The organism is Moorella naiadis (nom. illeg.) (assembly GCF_051020825.1).
Taxonomy (GTDB): domain Bacteria; phylum Bacillota; class DSM-521; order Neomoorellales; family Neomoorellaceae; genus Neomoorella; species Neomoorella naiadis.
Genome location: NZ_JAXGFQ010000026.1, coordinates 18018 through 41071, shown reverse-complemented (window position 1 = coordinate 41071; position 23054 = coordinate 18018). Strand labels below are relative to the sequence as shown.

General features: G+C 59.4%; 22 protein-coding genes and 1 riboswitch. Of the genes, 18 read left to right on the top strand and 4 right to left on the bottom strand.

What is annotated here, in order from left to right; genetic code table 11:
• Window positions 1–24: 24 nt before the first annotated feature.
• The 8 genes from SDD30_RS13905 (at window position 25) to SDD30_RS13870 (ending at window position 6254) form a co-directional block, all read left to right on the top strand.
• Window positions 25–789 carry an SDR family NAD(P)-dependent oxidoreductase gene (locus SDD30_RS13905; RefSeq protein ID WP_434075533.1) on the top strand — a complete coding sequence of 255 codons (765 nt, stop codon included), beginning with the start codon at window positions 25–27 and terminating at the stop codon, window positions 787–789.
• Between the two features lie 135 nt (window positions 790–924).
• On the top strand, window positions 925–1659 hold the full coding sequence (locus tag SDD30_RS13900; RefSeq protein ID WP_434075532.1) for an SDR family NAD(P)-dependent oxidoreductase: 735 nt from the start codon (window positions 925–927) through the stop codon (window positions 1657–1659).
• Between the two features lie 46 nt (window positions 1660–1705).
• Window positions 1706–2995, top strand: coding sequence for a nickel-dependent lactate racemase family protein (locus SDD30_RS13895; protein WP_434075531.1), 1290 nt, complete (start codon window positions 1706–1708; stop codon window positions 2993–2995).
• A 329-nt stretch (window positions 2996–3324) separates the two neighbouring features.
• Window positions 3325–3588 (top strand): ribbon-helix-helix domain-containing protein, encoded by a 264-nt coding sequence (locus SDD30_RS13890; protein WP_434075530.1) that lies wholly within the window; start codon window positions 3325–3327, stop codon window positions 3586–3588.
• Window positions 3548–4021, top strand: coding sequence for a type II toxin-antitoxin system VapC family toxin (locus SDD30_RS13885; RefSeq protein ID WP_434075529.1), 474 nt, complete (start codon window positions 3548–3550; stop codon window positions 4019–4021). Before SDD30_RS13890 ends, SDD30_RS13885 begins: the two co-directional genes overlap by 41 nt.
• A 55-nt stretch (window positions 4022–4076) precedes the next feature.
• The gene (locus tag SDD30_RS13880) at window positions 4077–4751 is read left to right on the top strand and encodes an MBL fold metallo-hydrolase (RefSeq protein ID WP_434075528.1); all 675 of its coding nucleotides are present in this window, start codon (window positions 4077–4079) and stop codon (window positions 4749–4751) included.
• A gap of 97 nt (window positions 4752–4848) precedes the next feature.
• Complete coding sequence (locus SDD30_RS13875; protein ID WP_434075527.1) at window positions 4849–5499, top strand: IMPACT family protein; 651 nt, start codon at window positions 4849–4851, stop codon at window positions 5497–5499.
• 74 nt (window positions 5500–5573) lie between these two features.
• Window positions 5574–6254, top strand: coding sequence for a cell wall hydrolase (locus SDD30_RS13870; RefSeq protein WP_434075526.1), 681 nt, complete (start codon window positions 5574–5576; stop codon window positions 6252–6254).
• A gap of 36 nt (window positions 6255–6290) precedes the next feature.
• Here SDD30_RS13870 and SDD30_RS13865 read toward each other — a convergent pair whose 3' ends face one another.
• Together SDD30_RS13865 and SDD30_RS13860 are read right to left on the bottom strand one after the other, a co-directional pair.
• Window positions 6291–7532, bottom strand: a complete 1242-nt coding sequence (locus SDD30_RS13865) for a competence/damage-inducible protein A (protein WP_434075525.1) — start codon at window positions 7530–7532, stop codon at window positions 6291–6293.
• 44 nt (window positions 7533–7576) lie between these two features.
• Entirely contained in the window at window positions 7577–7720 is a 144-nt protein-coding gene (locus SDD30_RS13860; RefSeq protein ID WP_434075524.1) for a hypothetical protein, read from the bottom strand.
• A 386-nt stretch (window positions 7721–8106) separates the two neighbouring features.
• On the opposite strand from SDD30_RS13860, the gene SDD30_RS13855 reads away from it, so the two are divergent.
• Window positions 8107–9270, top strand: a complete 1164-nt coding sequence (locus SDD30_RS13855) for a trypsin-like peptidase domain-containing protein (protein WP_434075523.1) — start codon at window positions 8107–8109, stop codon at window positions 9268–9270.
• Between the two features lie 195 nt (window positions 9271–9465).
• Here SDD30_RS13855 and SDD30_RS13850 read toward each other — a convergent pair whose 3' ends face one another.
• Window positions 9466–10992: an amino acid permease gene (locus tag SDD30_RS13850; RefSeq protein ID WP_434075522.1), complete on the bottom strand. Its 1527-nt coding sequence runs from the start codon at window positions 10990–10992 to the stop codon at window positions 9466–9468.
• Between the two features lie 155 nt (window positions 10993–11147).
• Here SDD30_RS13850 and SDD30_RS13845 point away from each other — a divergent pair, with 155 nt between their 5' ends.
• The 3 genes from SDD30_RS13845 to SDD30_RS13835 all read left to right on the top strand — a co-directional run bounded on the left by SDD30_RS13845 (window position 11148) and on the right by SDD30_RS13835 (window position 16265).
• Entirely contained in the window at window positions 11148–13073 is a 1926-nt protein-coding gene (locus tag SDD30_RS13845) for a M1 family aminopeptidase (protein WP_434075521.1), read from the top strand.
• 49 nt (window positions 13074–13122) lie between these two features.
• A complete protein-coding gene (locus SDD30_RS13840; protein ID WP_434075520.1) occupies window positions 13123–14145 on the top strand; it encodes a polysaccharide deacetylase family protein in 1023 nt (340 codons plus the stop codon).
• Between the two features lie 127 nt (window positions 14146–14272).
• Window positions 14273–14362: riboswitch (cyclic di-GMP riboswitch) on the top strand.
• Window positions 14363–14426: 64 nt separating this feature from the next.
• Window positions 14427–16265 carry a methyl-accepting chemotaxis protein gene (locus tag SDD30_RS13835; protein WP_434075519.1) on the top strand — a complete coding sequence of 613 codons (1839 nt, stop codon included), beginning with the start codon at window positions 14427–14429 and terminating at the stop codon, window positions 16263–16265.
• Between the two features lie 85 nt (window positions 16266–16350).
• Here SDD30_RS13835 and SDD30_RS13830 read toward each other — a convergent pair whose 3' ends face one another.
• Window positions 16351–16509: a DUF1540 domain-containing protein gene (locus SDD30_RS13830; protein ID WP_434075518.1), complete on the bottom strand. Its 159-nt coding sequence runs from the start codon at window positions 16507–16509 to the stop codon at window positions 16351–16353.
• A gap of 265 nt (window positions 16510–16774) precedes the next feature.
• On the opposite strand from SDD30_RS13830, the gene SDD30_RS13825 reads away from it, so the two are divergent.
• The 6 genes from SDD30_RS13825 to flgK all read left to right on the top strand — a co-directional run bounded on the left by SDD30_RS13825 (window position 16775) and on the right by flgK (window position 22995).
• Window positions 16775–17263 (top strand): chemotaxis protein CheW, encoded by a 489-nt coding sequence (locus SDD30_RS13825; RefSeq protein WP_434075517.1) that lies wholly within the window; start codon window positions 16775–16777, stop codon window positions 17261–17263.
• On the top strand, window positions 17260–19317 hold the full coding sequence (locus SDD30_RS13820) for a chemotaxis protein CheW (RefSeq protein WP_434075516.1): 2058 nt from the start codon (window positions 17260–17262) through the stop codon (window positions 19315–19317). Before SDD30_RS13825 ends, SDD30_RS13820 begins: the two co-directional genes overlap by 4 nt.
• Window positions 19301–20497 (top strand): protein-glutamate methylesterase/protein-glutamine glutaminase, encoded by a 1197-nt coding sequence (locus tag SDD30_RS13815; RefSeq protein ID WP_434075515.1) that lies wholly within the window; start codon window positions 19301–19303, stop codon window positions 20495–20497. The genes SDD30_RS13820 and SDD30_RS13815 overlap by 17 nt, the downstream gene beginning before the upstream one ends.
• Window positions 20498–20751: 254 nt before the next feature.
• Window positions 20752–21042 carry a flagellar biosynthesis anti-sigma factor FlgM gene (flgM, locus tag SDD30_RS13810; RefSeq protein ID WP_434075514.1) on the top strand — a complete coding sequence of 97 codons (291 nt, stop codon included), beginning with the start codon at window positions 20752–20754 and terminating at the stop codon, window positions 21040–21042.
• On the top strand, window positions 21039–21479 hold the full coding sequence (locus SDD30_RS13805; RefSeq protein WP_434075513.1) for a flagellar protein FlgN: 441 nt from the start codon (window positions 21039–21041) through the stop codon (window positions 21477–21479). Before flgM ends, SDD30_RS13805 begins: the two co-directional genes overlap by 4 nt.
• Window positions 21480–21576: 97 nt before the next feature.
• Window positions 21577–22995, top strand: coding sequence for a flagellar hook-associated protein FlgK (gene flgK / locus SDD30_RS13800; protein WP_434075512.1), 1419 nt, complete (start codon window positions 21577–21579; stop codon window positions 22993–22995).
• Window positions 22996–23054 lie beyond the last annotated feature (59 nt).

Genomic DNA, 23054 nt, shown 5'->3' with positions numbered 1-23054 from the left:
AATATGGGTTAGGGGGAAAATAGAATGTGCGAAGGCCTCTTAGACCTGGGACTGGCAGGACGAGTTGCAATTATTACCGGTGCCGGGCGTGGCGTCGGCCGTGCCCTGGCCAATGTTTTTGCCGCCGCCGGGGTTAAGGTAGCGGCCGTGGATATCGATGCCGCTGAACTCAATAACACCATATCCCAGTTGCCCAACAAGGATGTTCATCTGGGCCTGGTAAAGGATTTATCACGGGTTCAGGAATGTGAGGATGTTGTCAAGGTTACGGAAGGAACATATGGTCGCATAGATATCCTGGTTAACAACGCCGCCATCATTCTCCGGGTGTCTCTGGACGAAGTAGATGAGGACTCCTGGCAACGCATCCACGATGTTAACCTCAAGAGCCAGTTTTTTCTTTCCCGGGCTGCCGCCAGGGCAATGAAGAAAGCCCGATACGGCCGCATTATCAACTTCTCCTCTCAGGGTGCTCATACCGGCGGCTTTGATAACTCGCTTGTTTACAATACCTTTAAAGGCGCCGTTTTAACCCTTACCCGCGGCCTGGCCCGGCAGTACGCCGCCGATGGCATCTGCGTTAATGCCATCGCTCCAGGTCCGGTTAATACCAGAATGATGGCCAACCTCACCCCGGAGAGGTTACAGGAGTTTTTAAAGCAAGTCCCCCTGGGGCGTATGGCCGAGCCGGAAGAACTGGCTCTAGGCGCATTGTTCCTGGCCAGCAGGTGGGCCAGCTATATTACGGGAGCCGTCCTGGATGTGAACGGTGGTCTGGTAATGCATTAATCATTAATGTTGTGAGCTAAAAATAAAAATAACGTGCTCTACTATTTTTATCTTCTGCGATTGCGCCTGGCGGCAGGGAAGTCCAACATGGCCCGGTGCTATTGTGGCAGGATATAAAAGATTAGGGGTGGTAAAATGCTGGCAGGCAAGGTAGCCATTATTACCGGTGCCGCACGGGGAATTGGCCGAGAAATGGCAGCTAGGTTCGTAAACCAGGGCGCCAGGGTAGTTGTCGCCGATTTATATAACGCTGCTGAAACCGCCGGTGAGTTGAGTAATGAAACACAAACCCTGGGCTTAACCGTGGATGTGGCCAAAGTCCGGAGCATCAACGAGATGGTGGATATTACTATAAAAACCTTCGGCAAGGTGGATATCCTGGTCAATAACGCCGGTATTTGCCCGACTACGCCCCTGGGTGAGATTACTGAAGAAGAATGGGATAAAGTTTTAGCTGTTAACCTGAAAAGCGCCTTCTTCTGTACTCAGGCAGTGGCAGAGGTTATGAAAGGACAGCAATACGGCCGGATAATTAACATCTCTTCCTTTGCCGGCCGGGCCGGGGGGATAGCGCCGGGATGTCATTATTCCGCCTCCAAAGCCGGTATCATCGGTTTAACTAAAGCCCTGGCTCGCATTTTGGCGCCATACAACATTACGGTTAATGCCATAGCACCGGGCACCCTGGCAAGCGAAATGACTAAAAACTTCCCTGAGGCAAAAATGGAGGAAATCCTAGCGGGAATTCCTTTGCGTAAGCTTGGCCAACCGTGGTATATTGCGGAAATGGCCGTCTATCTCGCTTCCGAAGCCGCCGAATGGATAACCGGGACGACAATTGACATTAATGGCGGCATGTATATGGCTTAGGAAGCTTCGGTTGCCGCAAGTTTTTTGTTGAGAGGTTTATTGAGAGGTGATTATCTCTGTGGTTTGCAATCTTAAAGTACCATACGGAGATTCTGAATTGGGTTTTAGCATCCCTGAGGACAGGTTGAATGCGGTCCTGTCACCTTCTAAGGGTCAAGAGCTGCCCCTGACCGAAAAAGAGATCCAGCGTGCCTTAGAGAACCCCATCGCCTGCCCTGCTTTATCTAAGGTGGCCGCACCATCCAGCAGGGTGCTCCTCCTCTGTGACGACAACACCCGTCCGACGCCGGCCAATCTTATCGTTCCGGCTCTAATCAGAGAGCTGGCCAGCGGTGGCGTCCGCCGGGAAAATATCAAGATCCTAATGGCCCTGGGCACCCACCGGCCGATGACCCCTCAGGAGCTGCAAGGAAAATTGGGGGCTGATGTCGTTTCCGGGGTTGAAGTCATCAATCATGATTTTCGTAATCCAACCGCCCTCCATGATTTCGGCCTTACGGCCAACGGTACACCGGTAAAGATAAACCGGCTGGTGTTAGAAGCGGATATAGTCATTGGTATCGGCAGTATCGTGCCCCACCATATCCCCGGGTACAGCGGCGGGGCGAAAATCGTCCAGCCCGGGATCTGTGGCGAGGATACCACGGCGGCCACCCACTTGCTGAGCGTGCGGACCCGGCGTAACATGCTGGGCATTGTAGAAAATAAAGTGCGGGATGAGATGGAGGCTATCGCCGACCAAGCGGGGGTTAATTATATTTTCAACACGGTCCTGGATCCGCAAGGCCAGGTGGTGAAAGCTTTCTTTGGTGATATCCGCCAGGCCTTCCGCACCGGGGTTGCAACTAGCCGGCAGGTTTACGGTATCCCGGCGCCGGGGCACACGCCCATTGTCCTGGCCAGCTCCCATCCTTGCGACATTGAGTTCTGGCAGGCCCATAAGACCTTATACCCGTGCGATATGCTGGTAGAAGAAGGAGGGACGATTATTATCGTCACCCCCTGCCCGGAAGGGGTGGCCGTTACCCACCCGGAGATGCTGGAGTTCGCCGGCCAGGAACCGGAGGATATCGACGCCCAGATTGAGGAAGGCCGGATTAAGGATAAAGTAGCCGGTGCCCTGGCACTGGCCTGGGCCAAGGTGCGCCAGCATGCCGAGGTTTGCCTGGTTTCAGACGGAATAAGCGCTGCAGCGGCGGCCAGGTTAGGCTTTAAGCACGCCGCTACAGTAGAGGAAGCCCTGGATCTGGCCTGGGCGCACCTGGGTAAAGACGCTAAGGTTACGGTTCTCACCCATGGCGCCGATACATTGCCCCTGTTGCCCGGGGATAACTGAATGAAGTGGCCAGCTTCTGATAGTACGTGCTGGCCACTTTAGATTTAGGCGGATAAAACCTATTGGCAAGGAAAATATGGATGTCTTCAGTGTCCTACTGGCAGTTAACGTGGCGGATCTTAGCGCTCGGCTGGCCAGCCAAATATGCCGTGTGGATCCTTGACATCTATACTGTAATCACCAGCATACCCGCCCTGGCAGTCGACTATTACTGCGAGGTGAGGGGATAACATTGGCCTGCTTTGAGTTTCAAGGCAGGCCTGTTGTGTTTCTTTCCTGCTTGACATCTATGCCGTCATGCTGTATGCTGTAATTAGCGGGTGATAAGAATGGAGTACAAGTATCGTACCCAACTTTACCTGGATGAGGAACAGCATCAATTTTTAAAGGATCGTGCTGCCAGGTATAATATCAGCATGGCAGAGGTCGTGCGGCAATTGATAGCTAAAGAACAAAACAAGCAGGAAGAGATCGATCCTGAGGATCCTATTTTTCACCTGGGACAGACGAATGTTTCTACCGGGCGTAAGCGTAAAGATGGCTCGATAAATCATGATCATTATATTTACCGGCGCCATCACGGGGACAAGTGATATGCAGCAACAGCAGGTGGGAAAGAAAGAGCTTCTCTTCATCGATACTTCAGCCTGGATAGCCCTTTACGATCAGGACGATGCTTATCATATGGATGCGGTCAGGTTTTTTACCCCTGATAACCTCCTCATGAGAAGGCTGATCCCTGTAACTACGAACTTCATTTTTGCCGAAGTTTATACCTACTTTTGCCGGAACCATAGTATGGCTGTCACAATAGGGCAGTCATTAAAAGCGAGTAAAATCCTTAAACTCTTGCATGTAGAGGAAGCGGATGAAGCCAAAGCCTGGGAAATAGCGCAAAAGTATGCTGACAAGGATTTCAGCTATACAGATTGTACCAGCTTCGCTGTCATGCGGAGATTGAACTGCCGTAAGGCTTTTGCCTTTGACACGCACTTTAGCCAGATGGGTTTTGAGGTTTTACCCTAACTGCGAGCGTCAAGGCGTTATGAACCACTGGAAAAAACAGAAAGGAGTTGTAACAATGCGCTGGTTAGGTCATTCGAGTTTTTATCTAGAAAGCCCGGCGGGGGTGCGACTGGTTACCGACCCTTACGGGCCGCAGGTTTCGCCGGCGGCGCCGGTAGTTACCGCCGACGTAGTGACTGTTTCCCATGAACACTTTGATCATAACTACCTGGATAACATCAAAGGTGATCCCCAGGTCTGGCGGGGCCTGACCCCGGACGGCGCCGGCTGGGAACAGGTCGACCATACCTATAAGGATGTACACGCTTATACCGTGCCTACTTACCACGATGAGGTCTTGGGGTCCAAAAGGGGCAAAAACGCCGTCTTTATCCTGGAAATCGGCGCCCTGCGCCTGGTCCACCTGGGTGACCTGGGGCACTTACTCAGCGACGGCCAGGTGCAGAGCATTGGCCGGGTGGATGTGTTGATGATCCCCGTGGGCGGCTACTTCACCATCGATGCCAACCAGGCCTGGCAGGTGGTGGCGGCTTTAAAACCGCGGGTAGTCCTGCCCATGCACTACCTGGTACCAGGTATGCAGGGCTTCCCCATCGCCGGCGTCGACGAATTTACGGCCGGGCGGGCCAACGTACGCCGTTATGGGGAGGGGCAAATTGATCTAAGGCCGGAGAATTTACCCGCCGAAACCGAAGTTTGGGTCCTAGCCGCCAGCCAGCCGCGGATTTAATCTGGTAGAAGATATGGCTACTAAAACCCCACCGCCGAATCTGTTAATTCCCGGGCGGTGGGTGTTTTTATGCGTTATTGAAGGAGTTGTTTCCCTTATGAAGAGAAAAGAAGTGCAGTCTAACGGCTTATCTGCTACAAGCGACGTTCCTGTAGAAAATGACGATTCTTACCTTACAATAGCTCGGGAAGCCATAGCCGAAATAAAAATCGAGCGTTCCCTGTTTATCGGCCACGCGCGAGAGGTCGATAGCGAAGGGGCGGCCAGGGAGTTCATTACCCAGATCCAGGCCGAGCACCGCCAGGCCACCCACAACTGCTTCGCCTACCGCCTGGGGGCGGGCCGGCAGGAGATAACCTATTATAGCGACGCCGGCGAGCCCGCCGGTACGGCCGGCCGGCCCATCCTGGGGGCCATCACCAGCCTGTGCTTGACCAACGTGGCGGTAGTGGTGACCCGTTACTTCGGCGGCAAAAAGCTGGGGGTGCGGGGGCTCATCGAGGCTTACGGTCTGGTAGCCCGCCGCGTCCTGGAAGAAGCGGGAGCCGTCCGGCGGGTAATGACGCGAGAAATGGAGCTTACCTGCAGCTACGCCGACCTGGACCGGGTACTATACCTTATCAATACGTGCGGCGGCAAAGTGCTGGCAACAGATTATGGCGCCGAAGTAAGACTGAAGGCTGCAGTACCCCTCACTGCCCGGGAGGAACTGCAGAGTTGCTTATTGGGAGTATCGAGATGGAAGTAAAAGTGGCAGTGCAAGTTTGCCGCCCTTTCCAGCCAAAATATATTTAAGATCGTGGCGAGGGAAGGGTGGAAAATATGTCAGGGCATGGCGGGTGGCACTGTTATCTGGCGGAAAAATGGCCGCGGCTAACAGAACGCTGGTACCGATTCATTGATTTTCTAAGGCAGTCCGGTAGGACGACGATAGCCCGGTTCCAGTCAGCCTGGCAGGCCACTACCGAAGAGTTGCAGTACACCTGGCGGCACCTGACGCCCTTACGCCTGCCAAAGGCCTGGCAGGCCCGGGCCCTGTTGGGGCTGCTGGTATTTATCCTTGCGATCCCCGGCATCAGCTACTACCTGGCCCGGCCGTTGCCATCGCCCCCGCCTCCGGCGGCTAAACCCCTGCCGGCTAACTTCCGGACTGACGACACCAATCTCCTGGCCCGGCTGGTGGCAGCCGAGGCCCAGGATGAGCCCTACCCGGGCCAGGTAGCCGTCGTAGCCGTGGTTTTAAACCGCCTGCGCGATCCTAACTTTCCGAAAACAGTTGCCGGTATCATTTTCGAACCCTGGGCCTTTGAAAGCGTGGCCAACGGCCGCTATTGGCAGGTCCAGGTGCTGGCCCGGGACTACGCCGCCACCCATGACGCCATGAATGACTGGGACCCCAGCAACGGCGCCCTTTACTTTTTCAACCCGGCTAAGGCCACCAGCCCCTGGATCTGGACCCGGCCCCAGATAACCCAGATCGGCAACCACATCTTCACCCGTTAAGCAACCCGCTGCATAACTAATAGTCCAGGCCACAGCCTATTTCTTTCCCCGTAAACTTCGCCACAGGAAGTCCAGGGCGCTCTGGGTCGACTGCCACTTGATACTTTCGCGCTGGCCCAGAAAAAGCTCCCGCCGCACCTCCACCCTGCCTTGAAAATCTATCCCCAGGTAAACCAGTCCCACCGGCTTTTCCGGGCTGCCGCCGCCCGGCCCGGCGATGCCGGTGATGCCGATGCCGATGTCTGTACCCACGGCCCGGCGCACACCGCTGGCCATGGCAGCGGCCACCTCGGAGCTCACCGCCCCGTGGGCGGCCAGGACTTCCGGCTCCACCCCCAGGAACTTCACCTTGGCCTCGTTGCTGTAGGTTACCAGGCCGCCCAGGAAGTAGTCAGAACTACCGGGGATGTTCGTTACCCGGTGGGCCAGCAGGCCGCCGGTGCAGGATTCGGCCACGGCCAGGGTCAAGCGCCGGGCGGCCAGCATGGTGCCGGTCACACCCTCCAGGGTTTCATCGTCAATGCCAAAGATGTATTCCCCCAGGCGCTCCCTGATAGCCGCCTCCAGGGGCTGAATGAGTTGCCGGGCTGCCTCGGTATTGCCAGCCCGGGCCGTCAGGCGTAGCGTTACCTCGCCGGGTTTGGCCAGGGGCGCCACGGTGGGGTTATCGCCGTGGAGGAGGTCCTTGACGGCTTCCTCGACGGCGGATTCGCCCAGGCCACTAATCTTCAGCACCCGGGAGAAGATGACCTCCCGCCGGGCGCCGTAGGGTTTTAGCAAGGGTAACAGCCGGTCCGTTACCATGGGCTCAAACTCCCACGGCGGTCCGGGTAGCAGAGCATAGACCTTGCCCTCGTGTTCCAGGTAGACTCCGGCCGCCGTACCGTAGGGGTTATCCAGGGCCCGGGCCCCGGCCGGCAGCAGGGCCTGTTTAAAATTGTTGGCCGTCATGGAACGCCGGCGGGCCGTGAAGTAACGGGTAATATTTTCCCTGGCCGCCGGGTCTTCTACCAGGGACAGGTCCAGGGCCGCAGCCAGGGCTTCCCGGGAAAGGTCGTCTTCCGTCGGTCCCAGGCCGCCGCTGACGATAATCAGGTCCGCCCGCTGGCGGGCGGCAGCGATGGCTTCCCGGATGCGTTCCAGGTTATCGCCGACTACCACTTGACGGTAAAGGTTGATGCCGGCGGCGGCCAGCTCCCGGCCCAGGAAAGCGGCGTTGGTATTGATGATCTGGCCCAGAAGCATCTCCGTGCCGGTAAAGATGGCTTCAGCTTGCATGATAACGCACCTCCCCAAAATGAAAAGCGCCTTTCAGGTGGCGCTCAGTGGGCGGTTTCCGCTGCGGCTGTAGTAACGGCGGGCTCGTGGCCCCCGTGTTCTCCCCCTCCCAGGCTGTTGACGGCCGTCACCAGGAGACCCAGGACGAGCCAGCCGGCGATAAAGAGGATTAACTGCCATTTCTTCATTTGCGGCACCTTCCTTTCCTAACGGGAAGCTTTTAACGGAAGCCCGGCCGCACCGGGAGGCGAATAGCCAACCGGACCTGCCGGCGCCGCCGGCTATTTATTTCCAGTTGAAGCTCATATTTTCCCCATCAAGTATACCAGAGGCTTTTCCCGGTTGCAATGACTGCAAGGCGGTTATATAATGCTAATTGAGCAAAATCTTTGCACGGGGAGGGCTTTCCCTGGCCGGCACTGCTAACCGCCGGCCCGAACGACGGCGGGATAACCGTAGCCTGGCAGGAATAGACGCATTTCTTATCTTTTTCTCAGGTTGTCTTCATGTAAATTTCAACTTTGTATTTTATAATACCCTCAAAAGCAAGAGTAAAGGATTGGAGGTATGAAACATGTGGCTTCGAGCAGGACGAGCAAGGATTTCTGTACTGGCGGTCTTATTAGTCTTTCTGGCCGGGGTGGCGGTAACGGCAGGCTTCTATCATGTCACCGGTGCAGCAGCCGGGTCGCCGCAGGCTTACCAGAACGCCGTGGGCACAGCCCAGCCGGCCTCGGCCAGCATCCCGCCGGGCCTGGGGCCGGAGACCATTGCTGATATCGTTGAAAAAACCGGCCCGGCGGTGGTGCGTATCGATACGGTGACGGAGACCCCGGCCGCCAACACCCCCTTTAATGACCCCTTTTTCCGGCAGTTCTTCGGCGACCAGTTTAACAGCGGCCCCCAGGTCCAGCATGCCCTGGGTTCGGGTTTTATCATCTCCAGCGATGGTTATATCCTGACCAACCAGCACGTCGTTGACGGCGCTAAACAGGTCAAGGTGACCATCGTCGGTTTCGACAAACCCCTGAACGCCAAAGTTGTCGGTGCCGACAGCTCCCTGGATCTGGCGGTTGTAAAAGTGGATGCGGGCAAACCCCTGCCTTACCTGACCCTAGGTGATGCCAACCAGGTTCGGGTCGGCGACTGGGCCATCGCCATCGGCAACCCCGACGGCCTGGATCACACCGTCACAGTCGGCGTGATCAGCGCCAAGGGGCGGCCCATCGACGTCCAGAACCGCCACTATGAGAACCTGTTGCAGACGGACGCTTCCATTAACCCGGGCAACAGCGGCGGTCCCTTGTTGAACCTCAAGGGCGAAGTCATCGGCATTAACACCGCTGTCAACGCCGGCGCCCAGGGAATCGGTTTCGCCATCCCCAGCAGCACCGTGCAGCCGGTTCTGAAAGACCTGATGACCAAGGGAAAAATCACCAGGCCCTGGCTGGGGGTAGCCCTGCAGCAGGTAACACCTGACGTAGCCGACATCCTGGGCCTGCAGAGCCAGGAAGGCGCCATCGTCGCCCAGGTAGTGAACGGTAGCCCGGCGGCCCGGGCTGGCCTGCAGAAATACGACGTCATCCTCCAGATGGACGGCCAGCCGGTAAAGGATCCCAATGACCTGGTGGCCAAAGTTCAGGCCATGAAGGTCGGTCAGCAGGTGCAGCTCCAGGTCTTCCGCCGCGGCCAGACCTTGAATATCAATATCGTCTTGGCCGAAAAACCGACCCAATAGAGCTGGGTATGACAATTAGAAAGGTAGTTACGAGTTCCGGGAGTTGCTCACTCCCGGAATTTTTTTACCCTGGTTCCTGGCGTTTTTACTACGTACATAGAGGCGCCTCTTTTACCCGGGTAACCTGGCCGGCGACGTTAAAGTGCTTAAAAAACCTGATACCCTTGTCGTCAGGGAGCTTCAAGTTGTTGCCATTTATTTCCGCCACCGGGGTAATAGCAGGCGCAGGAAGGCCGGCGCTGGGGAAGGTAGCCTGAAGGGTAAGGGCCTCCGGGCCGGACCGGGTATTCCCACGGGCGAGGGCCGGCAAGCCGGGCGGGGAAGGGCTGCTTCCTCTAACTCCCGGCGCGCCAGGGAGCTGTGGTGACGGCCGTAGGCGAAGTAGATCACCAGGCCCAGGGCCACCCAGACGCCGAAACGAATCCAGGTCAGGCTGGGTAGGTTAAAAAAGAGGTACAGGGCAAAGGCCATGGCCAGCAGGGGCGTCCAGGGCATCAAGGGCACTTTAAAAGGCCGCTTCAGGTCCGGTTGGCGGCGCCTTAAAACAAGTACCCCCACCGAAACGGTAAAAAAGGCCGTCAGGGTGCCGACATTGGCCAGTTCCGCAATTATATCTACCGGTAAAAAGCCGCCCACCAGGGCCACAAAGGCGCCGACGATAATGGTCGTCAGCCAGGGAGTCTTAAAACGGGGGTGGACCTTCGTGAAGAGGGGCGGCAGCAGGCCGTCGCGACCCATGGCCATAAACACCCGGCTCTGGGCGAAGATGGTCACCAGCAGTACACTGGTCAGGCCGGCCAGGGCGCCGATGCCCACGATGAGGGACGCCCCCCGGACGCCGGCAGCCAGCAGGCCGGTAGTCACCGGGGAGGGAGTATTAAGATTGACATACCGGGTCAAACCAGTCAGAACGATGGTCACGGCGACATATAATATAGTGGCCAGGGCCAGGGAGCCGATGATCCCCCGGGGCAGGTCCCGGGCCGGGTCGCGGACCTCCTCGGCGGCGGTGGCCACGGCGTCAAAGCCGATGTAGGCGAAAAAGATAATGGCCGCCCCATGGACGACCCCGGCGATGCCAAAGGGGAGAAAGGGGTGCCAGTTGGCCGGGTTGACCCGGGGAATGCCCAAGGCCAGGAAGACCAGGATCACCAGCAGCTTAATCCCGACAATAATCTTATTGGTCCGGGCACTGGTGGTGGTACCGGCGATGGCGACGCCGGTCATGATGGCGGTTATCAATATAGCCGGCAGGTTGACCAGGCCGCCGCCCAGGGGTGAAGTAACTAGGGAGCGGGGCAGGGCGATACCGATGGAGGCCAGCATGTCGGTGACGTAACCGCTCCAGCCTACGGCCACAGCCCCTGAGGCCACCAGGTACTCCAGCACCAGGTTCCAGCCGACGAGCCAGGCGACGATCTCTCCCAGGGAGGCATAGGCGTAGGTATAGGCACTCCCGGCCACCGGGATGGCGGACGCCATCTCGGCGTAGACCAAGGCCGCCAGGCCGGCGGCCAGGCCGGAGATGAGAAAGGAGAAGACCAGGGCCGGGCCGGCGTAATTTGCGGCGGCCACCCCCGTCAGGACAAAGATGCCGGAGCCGATAATCGCCCCAACCCCCAGGGCGATTAGTTCCGGGGTGCCGATGCTGCGCTTGAGGCCTTGATTATCCCGGGCCTCCTGCTTTAAGTCTTCGATTTTCTGGGTGCGCCAGATGCCCATGATCATCACTCCTATTTTTATTATGTTCTTCGTAGAGACACCTATGCGTACTGCCCTGGACGCCGCCGCTGCGCGTAAGTAGAGACGCTACTTTTCGCTACCCCGGCAGGAGAAAGGATTCTGCTGTCGAAATAAAGGGCGAGGCGGTGAAGCCTTTGCCTAAGAGAATTCTGGGACTGATAATTTTAGGTCTCAGCATCATAGTCATCTTCACTAATCTCCGGGCCACTTTGCGGGCCGACCCGAAGCCGGTCAGGATCCCATTGGACGCTACCTTTAAGCAAATAGTCCTTGACGTGCCGCCTTTGGTAGCTACAGGTCAGGCCGGCAGCCAGATTATGGTTTCCGCCGGGGACTTTTTACCCCTGGCCGGGGGCAGTGCTGACTGGTACCAGGGCCGTGGCGTCCTTAGAGGTAGTGTGAATGCGACCGTCACCGCCGGCAGCCGGGAGGCTACTGTCAACGGCGTCCCCCGGCGGCTGGCGGCAGCTCCTTTCCTAATAGAAGGCAAACTCTATATCCCCTTCTCCCTGGCTCTGGAGGTCCTGGGCATGTCGGCGGGCGATGCGGGGAACGGTACTGTTGGGGGTGGAACTGCTGACAACACTACTGCCGGCAACGGCGCCGGTTCGACCGGCGACGCTTCCAGGACGGCAGGCGAGGTCCGGGAGGGCCAAACTGCTGAGCTTGGTGCTGATAGGGTCATAGTTCCTGGTGCTGCCAGCGTCATCTTCCCTGGCAGGGGCGGGGAGAGCTGGTCCGGCCCGGCGGCCCCCGACTTGCGCCTCCCCCCCATCCAGGCTGACAGCGGTTTCCATTTTCGTTACCACCCAGTTTATGATCTCCAGGCCAGCTACGACCCGGCAAAAGGCATAATCCAGGGTGAACTTCTCCTGGCCTACCAGAACCCTTACCTGGCCCCTTTGCGCCGGCTCTATTTCAACCTCCCGGCCAACGCCCCCTTTGGCAATGGCGCCGCCACCACGGTTACCCGGGTAGTGGTCAACAACCGGCCGGTGGCCGTACGCCAAAGGCAAGGCCAGCTGGAGGTACCCTTACCCCGGGTCCTGGCCCCCCGGGAGACCCTTTCCCTGGCCCTAACCTTTAAAACCACGGTGCCGCCGGGTAATAACCGCCTGGGCCGGTCCGGGGAGCTGAGCCAGGTATCTGGTTGGTATCCCATTTTGGCTCCTAAAGAGGGCGACTCTTGGGCCGGAGTGGCCGGAACGTCCTACGGCGACCCCTATTTCGCATCTGCCGCCTACTACCGGGTGCGCCTTTCCCTACCAACCGGTTACCAGGTCCTGGCCAGTGCCCGCCTTACCGGCAGCCAGGCGAAGGGAGAATGGACCGACTGGTCCTTTAACAGCGAACAGCCGGTGCGGGAGTTTGCCTTTACTGCCGCCTCGGACTGGCGCTTCACCGCTTGCCAGGCGGGGGCGGTCCAACTGGTGGCCGCGGCCCGGGGCGAGGCGGCAGGGGCGGCCCTGGAGGTCGCTCGGCAGGCCCTGGAATTCTTCCAGGAGGTCTACGGCCCCTACCCTTACAGCTACTTCCATCTAGCCTTTGTCCCCCTTGATAACCTGATGGGCATGGAATACCCGGGTCTGATTCTCCTGAGTAATCGCAAGCCCTACAGCCCGGCCGTGGTCGTCCACGAGGTAGCCCATCAGTGGTGGTACAACCTGGTGGGCAATGATACACACCAGGCCGCCTGGATCGACGAGGGCCTGGCCGAGTACAGCACCCTGCTCTTTTACCGGCGCTATGACCCCGGCCTCTACCAGGCGAAACTGGCCGAGATCACCCGGCTGGCTGCCGGCAGCAGCGATCCCATCAACCTGCCTCTGGAAGAGTACGGCAGCGATCAGACCTACCACCGGGCCGTTTATAACCGCGGCGCAACCTTCTGGCTCAGCCTGGAAGGAGCCGCCGGAGCCGAACATTTACAGCAAGCCCTGGCCTATATCCAGCGTTATTACCGTTATGAAATTGTGCCGGCTCCAGCCCTGCTAACCGTTCTAACATATTATGGTAAACTAAATTCCAACATTTTTGGCCCTTTTTTGCGGAACAAATAACTCCGGGTAACGTCTAATCATAGGAAAGACCAAAAAGGGGCGACCGGAAATGAGCCAGGTAGTAAAATACGTGGTGGAGTGCTGGGCCTGGGGGTCCAGGGTGATCAGGCATCCCTGGCGGCCGGATTGGCCGGCGTTAATCCTGAGCCTGGAGCAACTGGCAGCCTTGGCGGGGCTGATCGCCGTCGTCCTGACTGCCGGCGGCGACAGCCTGGCCCGGCCGGCCGGGAACACTTACAGTACCCCTAGCGGCCACCGTTTACCAGGCAGCTATCTGACGGTCAGCGTACCACCGGCGCTTATCGTACCCCTCACCCCGGCGGCCAGCAAACCTGACACCCAAACCTCATCGCCGGCCGCCCCGAACGACCAGCCTCCTGCTGCCGCGCCCCAGGGCAGCTTTACTCCTGGCGCGGCCCCACCTCAGCAGTCCCAAGAGGCCACTGACCCGCAGCCCCAGCAAAACCCCCAGCCCCTGCGCCAGGTGGCCGGGGCCGGGCACCGGGTGGCCATTAGCTTTGACGACGGCCCGACCCCGGGCTGGACGGAACGTTATCTGAAGGTCCTGGCGGCTATGGGGACCCGGGCCACCTTTTTTATGGTGGGCAGCCGGGCCGCGGCCCACCCGGAACTGGTGCAGGCCGTCCTGGCTGGCAACAATGAGGTAGCCAGTCACTCCTGGCGCCACGCCAACTTGGGTAAGGTATCCCGGGAGGCGGCCCGGGATGATTTAAACCGGGCCGCCACCGCCCTGGCCGGGATCACCGGCCAGCCGGTCAAGTATTTCCGGCCCCCCTATGGCGCCATGGGGCCCAACCTCCTGGCCGCGGCCGGCGATTTGCATGAGCGCACCGTCACCTGGAGTGTCGATCCCCGGGACTGGTCCAACCCCGGACCACCCGCCATTCTTAAACGGGTCCTGGCCAATGTTCACGACGGCAGCATCGTCCTCCTGCATGAGGCCCATCCTGGCACCCTGGTCGCCCTGCCGGAGCTGATTAAAGACCTGCGCGACCAGGGTTACGAACTAGTGACGGTGTCGGAACTCATCGCTGCCGGTAAAACTCCATAAGGTCCGGTACCGCTGGGAGATACCGTTAGGCGCCGCCTGCGAATTACCCCACCTCCAATTTCTTCCCTGGTATATCTTGCATATCCTGCCCTTCCTGCGGTATAATTAAGGCGAAAAAAGGAAAATTTCCCCGAAAGGGCAAACCTGCTGAAAGGTAGGGGCGCAAAACTAGAGGGTCTACAGCCCAGACCAAGGGCCAGGACAGCCAGTTACCACGGGTGGAACGGCTACCCACCGGGTAGCCCTTTTTATATTTCGTCCAAACCGGAGGAGGAATTTTTATGGGCTTAAAACTGTTTAAAAAGAAGGAACGGCAGCCGCAGGGACTGATAGGCCAGCCGGGACAGGAACCAGAGCAGCCGCAGCAGCCCCAGGCCAAAGGGCAAGAGAAAACCCCGGCAGCCCCGCGTAAAGCGCGGGCCGGCTTCTTCAGCCGCTGGCGCCTGGGGACCAGGCTGACGGCTGGCTTTTGCCTGGTGATCGCCATCTTTGTCGCCGTAGTCGTTTACGTCAATTTCAATCTCATAAAGGTGGCCAATCTATACCAGCAGGCGACGACGCTGCATAACCAGAACATGCTTTTTAACGAGATGAGCAATGATATCTGGGACGCCTACCGCCGGGCTACCGATTACATAATCAACGGCTCCCAGACCCACGTCATGGGCTTTGACGACGCCATGAAACGTTTCGAAAATTCTCGAGCCCAGCTGGAGAATCAAAAACTCGACAGCCAGGTGGCCGGTTACCTGGCGGCCATGAGCCAGGCGGCCAAGAGCTTTAGCGATACCTTCCATAACAGCATCGTCAACGTCAGCCAGCAAGACCGCATGGCGGCCCTGCCCATCCTGAGCTTCCAGATGGGAGCCTCCTTGGACAACGTCAACAACATCGGCAATCATATGGATAAAACCATTGTGGAAAGTACGGCCGCGGCGGAGCAGCAATTAAACGCGGCCCTCACCAGCGCCCGGGCGACTTTGCTGACCGGCTTGCTCCTGACCCTGCTCCTGGGGCTGTTCATCGCCTGGTTTATCAGCCGCATGGTGGGTAAGACCCTGGGCCAGGTGGCGGCCTACGCCGATCGGGTAGCCGGCGGCGATCTTACCGCCGAGCCCCTCCAGGTGGCCAGTAAAGACGAGATCGGCAGGTTGGCCACAGCCTTCAACACCATGGGCGACAACCTGCGCCAGGTCATCAGTCGGGTGCGCGATATGACCGGCCAGGTAGCCGCGGCCAGCCAGGACCTAGCCCGCATGTCCCAGGAAGTGGGGGAGGCCGCCCGCCAGGTGGCCGCGACCGTCCAGGAGATGGCTAAAGGGGCGGAAGACCAGGCCCAGCAGGTCAGCGCAACGGCGGCGGCCACCGACGGCCAGGTGGTCAGGGTCGAAGAAGTCCACCGCGACACCGAGGAAATGGCGGCGGCCTCCGACCAGGTGGCGATTAAAGCTACCGAAGGCAGCCGGGCCGTGGCCGAGGCTACGGACCAGATGGCGGCTATTTCCCAGCGGATGGATAGCATGGCCCGGGTGGTGGGTGAACTGGGGAATCGTTCCCAGCAAATCGGCCAGATCGTCGGCGTCATTTCCGGCATTGCCGAGCAGACCAACCTCCTGGCCTTGAATGCAGCCATTGAAGCCGCAAGGGCCGGGGAACAGGGCCGGGGCTTCGCCGTAGTCGCCGAAGAGGTGCGCAAGCTGGCCGAGCAATCGGCTGAAGCTACCAAGCAGATTGTCGGCCTGGTCCAGGAGATCCAGCGGGAGACGGAGCGGGTGGTCACCAGCATGGCCGAAGGCTCCAAGGATGTCCAGCAGGGCACTGAGGTGGTGGCCCGCACCGGCAAGGCCTTCAACGCCATCGACCAGGCCATCCAGACCATGGTAGCCAGGATCAAGAACGTAGCGGAAAAGGCGGAGGACATGTACGCCGGTTCCCGCCAGGTCAAGGAGCGGGTGGAGAGTATCGCCGCCGGCATCGAGGAAGCGGCGGCCAGCACCCAGCAGGTGTCGGCCTCGACGGAAGAGCAGACGGCGGCCGTCGACCAGATCAGCCAGGCCGCCGGGCAACTGGCAGCCGCTGCTGGTCAGCTGGAGGCGGCCATCGCCCGGTTCAAACTGTAAAGGGGCGGTGTTCCCCTGACTTCAACTTTGGCTGTCGTTTTGCCGGGCTAACCGGGGATAACGGCCTTGCCGGTCTGGCCCCCGCCTAGGCCCGGGCCTGGAAGGTCTCACACTCGGTATCGCGGTCGTTGTGGGCGCTGGAGTTGTTCGGCACCCCTTCGACGGCGATGTTGATCTTTTCCGCGTTGCAGGCGCCGTCCTGCCAGTAGATGCAGTTGGCCACCCGGCATTTAACCTGGGGCATAATTGCTCACCCCCTCCGCAAATAGACTCCTACTAAGAATGGTTGATACTTACAGTAACCGCTGCGGGTTTGGCGGGGACAGGCTCTACTAAAATAGCATTTACCAGCACGGCGGCTGCTATCCTGGCAAAAATATTTCCGCACCTGCAGGAATCGGACCCCGGACGCAGAATTTTCCTGTAAGTACATCTTGCTTCCGAGTCACCGAAAGGCTCTTCTTTCTCTTTTTTCTTCTCTTTTTTCTATAGAAAGGTGGGATTTACATATGGCAGCCGAAACGGTCCCGGAAGTCCAGCTGGTCGTCTTCCAGCTGGCCGGCGAGACTTACGGCGTTGAGATTAACCACGTACAGGAGATTATCCGCCTGCAGGCCATTACCGAGATCCCCCGGACCCCGGCCTTTGTCGAAGGGGTCATCAACCTGCGCGGCCGGATTATCCCCATCCTCGACATGCATAAACGCTTCCACCTGCCTGCCGCCGAGGCTACCAACAATACCCGCATCATGGTGGTCGAGCTGGGCGAGATGACGGTGGGCATGATCGTCGACTCGGTTTCGGAGGTCCTGCGCCTGCCGGCCGACAGCATCGAGCCGCCGCCGCCCATGATCAGCGGCATCGACGTCGCCTACCTAAAGGGCGTGGGCAAGTGGAACGACAAATTGATTATCCTCCTGGCCCTGGACCGGGTGCTGCGGGAGAGCGAGCAGCGCGAACTGCAGCAAGAAGTGGCCGCCGGGGTGGCGAGCAAATGAGCGACCTGGACATGTCCCAATACCTGGGCGTCTTTCTGGACGAAGCCGAGGAACAGCTCCAACAGTTGGACGAGGCCGTCGTCCAGCTGGAGCAGACCCCCGGCGACCAAGACCTGTTGAACACCATCTTCCGGGCGGCCCACACCCTGAAGGGCTCCTCGGCCTCCATGGGCTTCAACCGCCTGGCCACCCTCACCCACCGCATGGAGAGCGTCCTGGACTCCTTACGCCAGGGGAAGCTGGCCGTCTCCCGCGAGATCATCGACATCCTCCTGGCCGCCGTGGATAAACTGCGGGGCTTAAAGGACAGCATCGCCGCCGGTCAAGGTGACGAAGGCGAAGTCGCGGCAGTAGTCGCCCGCCTGGAGGCAGTCTTGGCCGGCCCCATCGCCCCCGCGGTGGCCGGGGCTAACACCCTCGAAACCCTGTCCCTGGACGACGTGGAGCAGAACGTCATCCGGGCGGCAGAGGTTAAGGGCTTCCGCGCCTACGAGATCCGGGTGCAGCTGGAGGCCGGCTGCCAGATGAAATCGGCCCGGGCCTACCTGGTCTTCAACAACCTGAAAGACTTGGGCGAGGTCATCAAGAGCGTCCCCCATACCCAGGAGCTGGAGGCCGAGAAATTTAACGACTCCTTTGTCCTGGCTTTCGTCAGCCGGGAGGATGCCGATACCCTGGCCAATGTGGTTAAATCGGTGTCGGAAATTAAGGACGTCCAAGTACGGCCCATCATCCTGGAGGAAGACCGGGTGGCGGCAGCGGATAGTCAGGCGCCCCAGCCGGGACAGCCGGACCGCGAGGGCGCCCCGGGGGTCAGTGGAGGTGGGGCCGCCGGCGAGCACCGGGTCAGCCAAACGGTGCGGGTGGACGTCCAGCGCCTGGAGAACCTCATGAACCTGGTGGGGGAATTGGTCATCGACCGCACCCGCCTGGCCGAGGTCGGCAACGGCCTGCAGGCCAAGCTGGCCAACGAAGAACTCCTGGAGACCCTGGAAGAGGTCTCCCTGCACATCGGCCGCATCACCTCTGACCTGCAGGAGGAGATCATGAAGGCCCGCATGTTCCCCATCGAGCAGGTCTTCAACCGCTTCCCCCGCATGGTCCGGGATCTGGCTCGCAAGGCCGGCAAGGAGCTTGATTTTATCATCGAAGGCCGGGAAACGGAACTGGACCGGACGGTCATTGAGGAAATCGGCGACCCCTTGATCCACTTGCTGCGTAACGCCATCGACCACGGGATCGAGCCCCCGGAGGAACGCCTTAAGCAAGGCAAGCCCCGCCAGGGGACAGTACGCCTGAAGGCCTTCCACCAGGAGAACCAGATCGTCATCACCGTAGAAGACGACGGCGCCGGCATGGACGCCGAGAAGATTAAAGCCAAGGCCGTAGCCCAAGGCCTCATCAGCGCCGAGGCCGCCGCCCGCCTGGGCCGGCGGGAGGTGGTGGACCTGATCTTCCTGCCCGGCCTGTCCACCTCCGCCAAGATAACCGACGTCTCCGGCCGGGGTGTGGGGATGGACATCGTTCGCAATCATATCGAAAAAATCAACGGTACCATCGACATCCGCACCACCCCGGGCAAGGGGACCTGCTTTACCATCAAGCTGCCCCTGACCCTGGCCATTAATCGCTCCCTGCTGGTCCGCGTCGGCGGCCGGGTCTACGCCTTCCCCCTGGCCAACGTGATGGAGATTATCGACGTCGCCCCGAGCAGTATCCAGCATGTCCACCGCCAGCAGGTGGTGGTCGTCCGCGGCCGGGTCCTGCCCCTGATCTACCTGGGGCAGGCCCTGGGGCTGAGCACCACCGCGCCGGAGGGAGAGAACTACGCCGTCGTCATTGTCGGTCTGGCGGAAAAACAGGTCGGCTTTATCGTCGACAACCTCCTGGGCGAACAGGAGATCGTCATCAAGTCCCTGGGGAACTTCATCGGTAAGATTCCGGGCCTGGCCGGGGCGACCATCATGGGCGACGGCAGCGTGGCCCTGATCCTGGACGTGCGTAGCCTGGTAAACTTCCTGGGAGAGGAGCCGGACCGTGAACTGGCCAGTTAGGGTCCTGGTCGTCGACGACTCGGCCTTCAGCCGCCGGTTGGTGAGTGATATTTTGGCGTCCGATCCCGCCATCCAGGTAGTGGGCTATGCCCGTAACGGCAGGGAGGCCCTGGAGAAGGTTGCGGCCCTGCAGCCGCAGGTGATAACCCTGGACCAGGAGATGCCGGTCCTGGACGGCCTAGCGACCCTGGAAGCCCTGATGGCGCATAACCCGGTGGCCGTCATCATGTTCTCCGCCCATACGACGGCCGGGGCCGAGGTGACCCTGAGGGCCCTGGAACTGGGGGCCGTCGATTTTGTCCTGAAGCCGGTTAAAACCGCAGATGTCCAGGAACTGGCCCGGGTTTTGCCGGAAAAGGTCAAAACCGCGGCCCGGGTGCCGGTAGGGCGTCTTGGCCGGGGTAAACCCTGCCGGGAGATTATCCCGGCAGCTTTTATTTCTCCCCGACCGGACCGGGAGGATATCCGGACCCGTAGGGGGACAGCGGCAGACCGGGCGGCAGCGGCGGCTGGTGAAACGGACAGCCGGACCGGCCTCCAATCAGGAGCCACCTTGACCGATAGTTCCTCCATAGTGCCGGTTTCCGGTGCCGGGCCTGCGCCGGTCATCATCGCCATCGGCGCCTCTACCGGCGGGCCGGCGGCCCTGCGCCAGGTCCTGGCGTCCTTGCCCGGCGATCTCCCGGCCGGCGTAGTAATTGTCCAGCACATGCCCCCGGGCTTCACCGGCCCCTTGGCCCGGCGGCTGAACGAGCTTTCCCCCCTGGAGGTCCGGGAGGCGCAGGAAGGGGACGTAGTCCGGGCCGGCTTGGTCCTCATCGCCCCGGCGGGGCGGCAGATGCTCTTGGAACGGCGGGCTGGTGCAGTTAAGGTGCACCTGGCCGACGATGCGGGTTTCGCCACCTTATTTAAGCCGGCGGCCGACGCCCTTTTTTTATCGGTAGCCAGGGCCTACGGTTCCCGCAGCCTGGGGGTCATCCTCACCGGCATGGGGAACGACGGCCTGCGGGGTTTACGAGCTATTAAAGACGGCGGCGGCCAGGTCATCGCCCAGGACGAAGCCACCAGCGTCGTCTACGGCATGCCCCGGGCGGCGGTAGAGGCCGGCCTGGCCGACCGGGTCCTGCCCCTGCCGGAAATCGCCCCGGCTATGGTAACCCTGGTGACCGGGACGGGTTAGCGTTTTAATCATGTTTTATTTTACCATCGTCCATAAAACGGAGAAGGTACGGCGATGATCCGAGGATGACAGGAGAAACCCAGTTAAGTGATACTTAATTTGGTTGGGGCCGCGCCAACCAACAACTTCATTGCCCGTAATTAGACGTTGTCCCGCTGACCACCGCTTACCTTTTTCCGCCAGGGTAAAGTTCTACCCTGGTTTACCGATATAAAGATAGTGACTTAAGATTAGGTTGACAGGGGTGCAGGGGTTTGCAGATAACCGGACAGGGACCAGTTTCCTGGAACAGGGTACGCGCGGCCTACCAGCAAGACGCGGGAATTAAAGGTAAAGTTCAGCCGGCGCAGGCCCGGCCGGAAGAAGACATTATCCAGCTTTCTTTCGACAGCCGCTTTATCCGCGAACTAAAAACCCACTTGGCCGGAGGGGATGACACTCGCTCCGCCCGGGTGGAGGCTATCCGCGCCCGCCTGGCGGCGGGCACCTATAACATCCCGGCGGGGGAAGTAGCCGCCGCCATTTTGAAGGAGATGGGCCGGTGAGGAGCCTGGCGGAAGTCTTACAGGCTGAGCTGGAGGTTGTGCGGCAGCTTATAACCGCTTGCCGGGAAGAGCAGGCCGCCCTGATTACCAATGATCTGGCGGGCATCCAGGCGGCTACCGCTCGTAAAGGCGACCTCGCCCGGCGGTTGGGGGAGCTGGAACAGGAACGGCAACAGGTGATGATGTTAGAAGTTCCCGACCGGGCGGCCTCCACTACTAGGCAAGTTCAACGGGGGCAGGTAACGGGCGCTTCACCTCCACCTACTGACTTTAGCGAAGCTTTACGTGCAACCCTGCGCCAGGCCGTCCGGGAGTTCCAGGAAATCAACGACACCAACCGCCTCCTCACCCGCCAATCCCTGGCCTATGTGCAGAAGATACTTTCCCTGCTGGTGCCGGAAGGCACGTTGCCCGCTATAATGGACCGGGTGGTGTAGCCCGACCGGAGGCCGGCATTTTACTGTACCTGCCGCCTCGAGCTCGAGCAGTTATCTGGCGGCAGGAGGAAAAAACCAGCGTAAAGGGTGAATCCCAGTGCCTGGAACTTTTTTCGGCTTTAACACCGCCATGCGCGGCATGCAGGCCCAGCAGCGGGGCATTTATACCACCTCCCATAACATCGCCAACGCCAACACCGACGGCTACACCCGCCAGCGGGTAGTGCTGGCCCCGACCCCCGCTTACCCCGTGCCAGGTATGAACCACCCCGGCGGCACCGGCTGGCAGATCGGCACCGGCGTCGACAGCCAGGAAACCACCCGCCTGCGGGACGCCTTCCTGGATACCCAGATCCGCCGGGAAACCGGCTCTTTGGGCCAGTGGGAGCAGATGCAGGACGTATTAAAGCAGGTCGAGGTTGTCTTCAACGAACCCTCGGACACAGGCCTGAGCACCCTGATGAGCCAGTTCTGGGCCTCCTGGCAGGAACTTTCGAAGAACGCTGAAAGCTCCCCGGTGCGGACTACCGTTGTCGAGACGGCCAACGCCCTGGCGGAGGCTCTCAACCACAGCAGCCAGCAGTTGACCACTATCCAGGGCGACATCGATCAGAGCGTCTATTTAAAGGTAACCGATATCAACTCCATCGCCCAACAAATAGCCGATTTGAACGGTCAGATAAAAAATATTATCGCCGCCGGCGACCAGCCCAACGACCTCCTGGACCAACGGGACTTATTGGTAGATAAATTAAGTAAGATAATTGATTGTACTACTACCTTGGCCAGTAACGGCACCATAACCGTCACCTTGGGCGGCGGAGGCAATCTAGTGGCAGGGGTAGATGGTACCACCATCCACCAACTCCAGGCTTCGGGTTCAACTGTTAGCTGGGTAGATGGTACCCAGCCGAACTTAATTATTTCTAACGGTGAAATATATGGCCTACAAACAGCAAGAAATAAAACCAGCGCCTATTTAACAAAGTTAGACACCCTGGTCAATGAATTGGCGACCGCGGTTAATAGTAAACATACAAGCGGTTATGACTTATATGGTATTAAGGGGGAGAATTTTTTTGTCGCCAACGGTGGGGGTCCGATTACGGCAGCAAATATCCAAGTAAACGCAGATATTAAAAATAATGTGGCCAAAGTAGCCGCCGCGGCTAGTTCCGGCAGCATACCAGGGGATGGGAGTAACGCCCTGGCCATAGCCCAACTACAGCAAGCATCTATTACCGGGCTTGCAGGGACAACCTTCGACGACTACTACAAAAATTTGATTGCCGAGTTAGGCGTCGACGCCCACGAGGCGACGCGCATGACCACCAATCAGGGTGTTTTGGTGGACCAGCTCACCAACCGTAAGGAGTCCATTTCCGGGGTCTCCCTGGACGAGGAGATGGCCAGTATGCTCCAGTACCAGCGCGCCTACGAAGCCGCGGCGCGGATGATTACCACCCTGGACGGCATGCTGGATAAAATCATCAACGGCATGGGTGTCGCCCGTTAAAACCTTTCTCCCCTTCATAGGTTATGAGTCAGCGACCGGCAGTAAAAAATCGAGTGTTC